The organism is Psychrobacter phenylpyruvicus DSM 7000 = NBRC 102152 (assembly GCF_000685805.1).
In the GTDB taxonomy this organism is placed as follows: domain Bacteria; phylum Pseudomonadota; class Gammaproteobacteria; order Pseudomonadales; family Moraxellaceae; genus Psychrobacter; species Psychrobacter phenylpyruvicus.
Genome location: NZ_JMKP01000063.1, coordinates 1 through 6,064, shown reverse-complemented (window position 1 = coordinate 6,064; position 6,064 = coordinate 1). Strand labels below are relative to the sequence as shown.

Here is a 6,064-nt window from a genome sequence, read left to right as displayed (position 1 = left end):
ATCGCGGCGTTCAGTACTTATCCATTCGCTATACGGATAAGATGGCTGATTCTGGCGTTATTGCATCTGTTGGTACAACCGGTGATTCATACGATAATGCGTTAGCTGAAACGGTTAACGGACTTTATAAAACAGAGGTGATTGAATATTTAAAACCGCAGTGGCGGGATGCGTATGATGTTGAATTAGCAACCCTTGAATGGGTCGATTGGTTTAATAAAACTCGCATTCATAGTACGATTGGTTATGTGTCGCCTTTTGAGTTTGAGAGACGATACTATGATAGCCTTAATGAGTCAGACAAAGCTGCCTGACTCAAGCAATCCACTCTCCGATATAGTCGGGGCGGTTCACTTTGGATATGCATGATTTTGATATGTCTATTTCTACTATAGTGGTTAACAGCACTTAATAAAAAACGATATATCCATTGTAAAAAGCATTACACATAAAAATATAATAACCCTAGTTTAGCTTTATGAAAGGCAAGATGACATAGTTTGATGACATTAGTAGGGGCGATAAGTTCAAGAATTTTTTTAAAGCTTTTAATAACTTAAAATTAGAACTCGCACTTGTGAACTGTAAAAAATGCACCTATACTGAATTCACAACTCACCCTTAGCATCTAAAATTAAGTTTTTAGTTTGCCTAGGGCAAAAAACCGCCCACAGTATTATGCTGTAGCGGTTTTTTTATTATGGTTAAGGCTTAAGTTGAAAATCATCCGTATCGAGATTCGAAGTTACAATAGGTAAATTCAGTTTTTTAATAATTTGAATCAGCCCTTTATCTTCAGTATATATTTCTTTAATTTTGTTTGACAAAGTAATAGCAATAATTTGAATATCTACTTTTATAATCTGTCTAGTTCCATTATTTTGACTAAAATAATCCTTTTCCTTTAGGTCTCTAAATATTTTAGCACCCGCTACTGCTGATTTCATATCGTAGTCGTAAATTTCAGAATAGCTATTAACTTTGTTTATAAAATTAATTCGGCTAGAATTTTCATCTCTCACAAGGAACTCGCTAATAACAGGAGTCGGAAACCCTATAAATAGTTCACGTCTTTTTAAAGATTGAAGGAAGACTTTAGTAGATTGTTTATTACTTACTAGTTTAATTAAAAAGTTACTATCTACCATCACCATCATGAATGACGCTCCTTAAGCCATAAGTCTATAGGGTCATCAATATCTTGCCATCCACTCATACCTTGCGAAATGAACTCATCAATCCAAGCGTTTGCTGTTGTATCGTTTTCTACAATCTCAAAGCTACTAGCTTCAAAGCTTTTTAAAATCATTTCATAATTATCCTGAAGCTCATAGCATGCTGTACCTGTAAATTTAACTAGACTATCTTGACGCCATAAAGCAGGAAGATAAGATGCTAAGTTTAGAGATAATACTTTAGGAACCGATACAGATATTACCTCGTCGTTTGCTAATATAATTGTAAAATAATCAGATCCATCATTATCTGGTAAAGTTTTTTCTAACTTACCTGTGAAAAAACGACCCATAAAGGTCTCTGTTTGTTTAAACACAGGAAAATTTGGTTTGCAGTAATCAATCTGATGGATAAGCTCCATATCTTCGTCATTGACAGCTGTTCGACTCGCTAAAATTGAAGCTTTAATCTCTTTATTGGTTTTTGAATAGCCACGCAAAACCTTATTGATATCTTCCAAAGCAGGGGCTTGACGAGTAATATTTGAATTCAGTTTATCGAGTTTTTCATCATAATACTCAGGCTCAGTACTTACTTTGAGTACAGCAGAACCAGGATAAATGGCCTCAAAAAACAGAAAGTCATCATCTAAAAGTTTGCAAAAATCATTTAACAGACGACCAATATCGCCAGCTTTAATATGGTCTAAGTTGATACCGGATAGTTTTAGGACGAATTTAGGTTTATCAGTCATATCGCCCTCCTATTGATCGGTGAGTGTAGTCAGCAGATGATGTAAGTTGTCATACTAGTAGTTAAGTATATAAAACTAGTTTAGCAAGCTTTGATACCTTTTAGGTAAGTTATTGAAATTTAGAGTTGAGATTTATTTAATAAAAAAAAGATGAATATAAATGTATTAAATAGAAATTAATGTTTGTGAATCAATAAAACTGCATCTATACTGAATCCACAGCTCACCCTTAACATCTAAAGTTAAGTTTTTAGTTTGCCTAGGGCAAAAAAACCGCCACAGTTAAAAAACTGTAGCGGTTTTTTTATATCTAATTTTAATGGTCGTTATCTTATAAATAACTAAATCAACAATGCTGGTGCATATTCTTATCAACATAACCATTCATTATTATATGTTGTGACCAATCATTCTTATGAATAACCCATTAATATCAACAAATAGATTTTAATGTGGATTCTTTGTTTAATATAACCAAATAATAATCTTTGAGCTATTCTGAAAAAAACCGTAGACAAAAACTTGGTAAACTAAAGAAGATAAATAGGAGTTTGCCATGACAAAGAAAGCTAAAAGATGTAGTGAAGAATTTAAAGCAGAAGCGGTCAAAACAATAGAGAATAATGGTGGCAATGTCAGTGCTACAGCAAGGCAATCAGGGCTGCTAATGCAGACCCTAGCTAATTGGCAACGAAAAGCTAATCAAGGCAAACTCAAAGGTACTAAGCAATAAGATCCAGAGCTCGTTTCAGCCCTTGAAGGAATTAAGCGTTTAAAACGTGAACTAAAAATAGTACAAGAAGAACGAGACATACTAAATGAGGAGGGATAAAGCGAAGCACTGCTTTGCCCCGACGCAAGACGAGAGCTATGCTCGAGTGGGGCTACGGCATACTTTGCGAATGAGGAGTATAAAAAACAGTCTGGAAGACTGTTTTAGTGACGCAAGGCGAAGGGCTATGCTCGAAGCGACGGTCAGTAACGTACGCTTTTATTGACCATCACAAGACTCAATTTAGTATCACAGCCATGTGCAAAGTCCTTGATATCAAACCCTCAAGCTACTATGACTGGACCAAGCGTGATATCAGTGCTCAGCAAATACATCGTAATCAGTGTGAGCTGCTTGTAAAGGCTGCACACAGTGAAACCAAAGAGCGATATGGCTATGAGCGTCTGCATGCTCATTTAAGCCAACAAGGGCATGAGATTAGCAGGTATATGGTACCGTAGTATTAAAGAAGAACATGACATCAAATGTAGACGTCATAAGCGCTTTAAAGTGACAACGGACTCAGATCATAACAAACGAGGCTATCCTAACTTGCTTAAACAACAGTTTGGCGTCAATCGTCCTAATTGTGTCTGGGTCAGTGATATCACCTATGTCTGGACAGATGAGGGTTGGCTGTATGCAGCAGGTGTTAAAGACTTATATACCAAAGAGCTGGTGGGCTACGCTATGGGTAAACGCATGACCGCTGATTTAGTCTGTAAGGCCTTAAATAAAGCAATCAAAGATAAAAGACCGAGCCAAGAACTTATTGTCCATTCAGATATAGGCGGTCAGTATTGTAGCAATAAGTATCGCAAAATCATTAGCAGACACGGTTTTAAAGGATCTATGAGTGCTAAAGGCAACTGTTTCGACAATGCGCCAATAGAGAACTTCTGGGGCGTGTTAAAGAATGAGCTGGTGTATCACCATAATTATAAGACTCGATTTGAAGCAATCAACAGTATCATGAAGTATATTGAGTTTTATTACAATGAGGAGCGATTAGCAAAGCACTGCTTTGCAGCGACGCAAGGTGAGAGCTATGCTCGAGTGGAACGAGAATTCAAAAGGGTTTGGGGTTTAGATCGCCAAGACAATTGTGGCTTGATTATTACCGTCAGGCTGCGTAACCAAAATCTCCCAAGTTTAAATGTACGGATTTGACGACAGGGGGAACAAGCTATTAGTGATTGTCCATGCGTTATGCTCTGATAGGGAAGTTTGGGCTCTGTTTTTTCTTCATTTTATATAAGTATTGAGATTGTTACATTCTTTTAAGATCATCAGTAAAGGAATCACTAAAAAAATACACGCCAAAAAAATTACAAAATTAAAATTTATATAACTCAAGCTTAATCCAGATATTAGAGAACCCATTATCAACCCTAATGGTGGAAATACTTCGACAATACCTCGAAATTTTGGATATATTATTCCATAAGGATTGACCGCAATTATGTTTGATGAAACTGAATAACCAAATGCCCAAACAATACCTGCAATAAGCATATAAGCCAATAAACTATTGTAGCTAACATTGTGATTGTAGCTTATATAAGCTGATATTAGAAAGGCTATAATGCTAATAAATAAGCTAAATTTTAAGATGGATGCTATAAGAAACCTACTCATTAGTATTGGCACTATTACTATGGGTAAATACATAGCTACCATGTGCCACTGAATTAAAGAAGATATATTTGAAGCTGTCAAACTTCTTGCTGTTGCTTCTAATGGAACGGAAGTCATTACTAGAGTCATAGTTACATAACTACAAAACCCTATCAGACCACCCAGATATAATAATGATTTGTATACCCCAATGTTTTTTTTCATTTCATTTGTTTCAAAATTGATATTCACTTTGCTAAGAGAATACTTCTTAGGTAGAGTAAAACATAAAATTAATGCTAAAAGCCCGAAAAGAGTAACAGCTAAATAAGCTTTATAGAAAAGTTCAGGGAGAGGAGATATTTGTTTAGCAATCCACGGCCCTATAATTGCTCCAACAATTCCACTAACTAAGACTAAATTAGTATTCCAGGGTGATTTAATTCTTGCAATATCTTGTACTAAAAGGCGATGGTAATTAGATAGCCCTATAAAAATACCAACTAAAATTAGGCTAAAACAAAATATATAGAATAGATTATTGCGTACCGAAAAAGAGGATAAGAGCCCTGATGCTATACAAAGAAATGCTGATAAAGTATAAGTCCTTCTTAGTCCAAAATATTCAATTAATGACATACCGCAACGAGAACCAATGATCATTCCTATACCTATCATGGCATAAGAAGCAGTTCCTCCAAAGTCACTATGGGTAAGCATTTGTCCCGACCTAACTGTAATACTAAGATCCAAACTAGCAACAGAAAAAGATATAGCATAAAGAATTGCAAATCTTAGAGTATTTGTGTTTAGTGAATTGATAATATTCATAGTAGTTCCATCTTCCCACTTTGTTAAGCGATATAAAAATCAGAAAAATTATAATTATTGATATAACGCTCAACTTCGTTCTTTGATGCAATATTAATTTCAGGATGGATTAACATACTATACCTATCATTTATTTTTTCTAACACTGCTATGCCGTGGTATGGTAGTAATTTAGAAGCTTTTTTATACTCTGGATAAATTCTTAACCCTAATACATCTTGTTTTTTCTGGTGTATTGTTGCCCTAATGGAGTTAGGAAAATATCTTTCTTCCCACGCAAGTTGCGACATTGCATATTTCAAAGCTCGATAATCAATAAATGCTCTTTCGGTTCTTCTTAGCACCTCTCTACCGAATGTACTTGAGAAGTCACTATCTCTGAAAGTTTTTACTATAACCTCATAAGGTGCAATTATATCTCTAGTGGTAATTGTTCCTGCCATAGCAGAAATCCAAGCTTTGTGTTCACTATTATCTAGTCCATAACTTGAGTCTACAGATAATTTCTCGTACATACGCATATAGCTATCTTCAAATTTCTTAATATCATGTTTAGCCGTAAGCATCCGACCAATCCCCTATTGCGGTGGCACCCAGCGATGAGGTAACAACTCATCCAGATCCTCTTGAGTAGGCAGGCGTCTTAGCACGTCTGTCAAATAAGCAGACACATCCAAGCCATTTAAGCGAGCTGACTGAATGATGGACATAATATTCGCAGCCCGCTGCCCGCTTCGCAGCGAACCGGCAAACAACCAGTTTTTACGCCCAAGTGCCCATGGACGCATCTGATTCTCCGCCCAATTATTATCAATCGGCAGCCTGCCATCATCTAGATACAGAGTCAGCGCCTGCCAACGTTTCAGGCAATAATCCATCGCCTTACTAATACTGGCATTTTTAGTGGTTAACTG

At 36.0% G+C, this 6,064-nt stretch carries 6 protein-coding genes and 2 pseudogenes; 3 read left to right on the top strand and 5 right to left on the bottom strand.

What is annotated here, in order from left to right:
• Nucleotides 1-314 (top strand): integrase core domain-containing protein (locus G561_RS0113075; RefSeq protein ID WP_028859178.1); only part of this gene is annotated, 314 nt, incomplete at its 5' end.
• Between the two features lie 390 nt (nucleotides 315-704).
• Here G561_RS0113075 and G561_RS0113070 read toward each other — a convergent pair.
• Together G561_RS0113070 and G561_RS0113065 are read right to left on the bottom strand one after the other, a co-directional pair.
• The gene (locus G561_RS0113070) at nucleotides 705-1,157 is read right to left on the bottom strand and encodes a PIN domain-containing protein (protein ID WP_028859940.1); all 453 of its coding nucleotides are present in this window, start codon (nucleotides 1,155-1,157) and stop codon (nucleotides 705-707) included.
• Nucleotides 1,154-1,930, bottom strand: a complete 777-nt coding sequence (locus G561_RS0113065) for a hypothetical protein (protein WP_028859939.1) — start codon at nucleotides 1,928-1,930, stop codon at nucleotides 1,154-1,156. The genes G561_RS0113070 and G561_RS0113065 overlap by 4 nt, the downstream gene beginning before the upstream one ends.
• A 556-nt stretch (nucleotides 1,931-2,486) precedes the next feature.
• Here G561_RS0113065 and G561_RS15270 point away from each other — a divergent pair.
• A pseudogene (locus G561_RS15270) lies at nucleotides 2,487-2,754 on the top strand (transposase); the annotation flags it as partial.
• A gap of 124 nt (nucleotides 2,755-2,878) precedes the next feature.
• Nucleotides 2,879-3,838, top strand: a pseudogene (locus G561_RS14755) (IS3 family transposase); the annotation flags it as partial.
• A 109-nt stretch (nucleotides 3,839-3,947) separates the two neighbouring features.
• On the opposite strand, the gene G561_RS0113050 reads toward G561_RS14755, so the two are convergent.
• The 3 genes from G561_RS0113050 to G561_RS0113040 form a co-directional block, all read right to left on the bottom strand.
• Nucleotides 3,948-5,150 (bottom strand): MFS transporter, encoded by a 1,203-nt coding sequence (locus G561_RS0113050; RefSeq protein ID WP_028859938.1) that lies wholly within the window; start codon nucleotides 5,148-5,150, stop codon nucleotides 3,948-3,950.
• A 23-nt stretch (nucleotides 5,151-5,173) separates the two neighbouring features.
• A complete protein-coding gene (locus G561_RS15560; RefSeq protein ID WP_201586221.1) occupies nucleotides 5,174-5,716 on the bottom strand; it encodes a hypothetical protein in 543 nt (180 codons plus the stop codon).
• A gap of 12 nt (nucleotides 5,717-5,728) precedes the next feature.
• The coding region (locus tag G561_RS0113040) for an IS66 family transposase (RefSeq protein WP_028859936.1) at nucleotides 5,729-6,064 on the bottom strand (336 nt) is incomplete at its 5' end.

Bases quoted from the DNA above. Each gene is read 5' to 3' on its own strand.
- G561_RS0113070 (WP_028859940.1), bottom strand. From the start codon at position 1,157: ATGATGGTGATGGTAGATAGTAACTTTTTAATTAAACTAGTAAGTAAT.
- G561_RS0113065 (WP_028859939.1), bottom strand. From the start codon at position 1,930: ATGACTGATAAACCTAAATTCGTCCTAAAACTATCCGGTATCAACTTA.
- G561_RS0113050 (WP_028859938.1), bottom strand. From the start codon at position 5,150: ATGAATATTATCAATTCACTAAACACAAATACTCTAAGATTTGCAATT.
- G561_RS15560 (WP_201586221.1), bottom strand. From the start codon at position 5,716: ATGCTTACGGCTAAACATGATATTAAGAAATTTGAAGATAGCTATATG.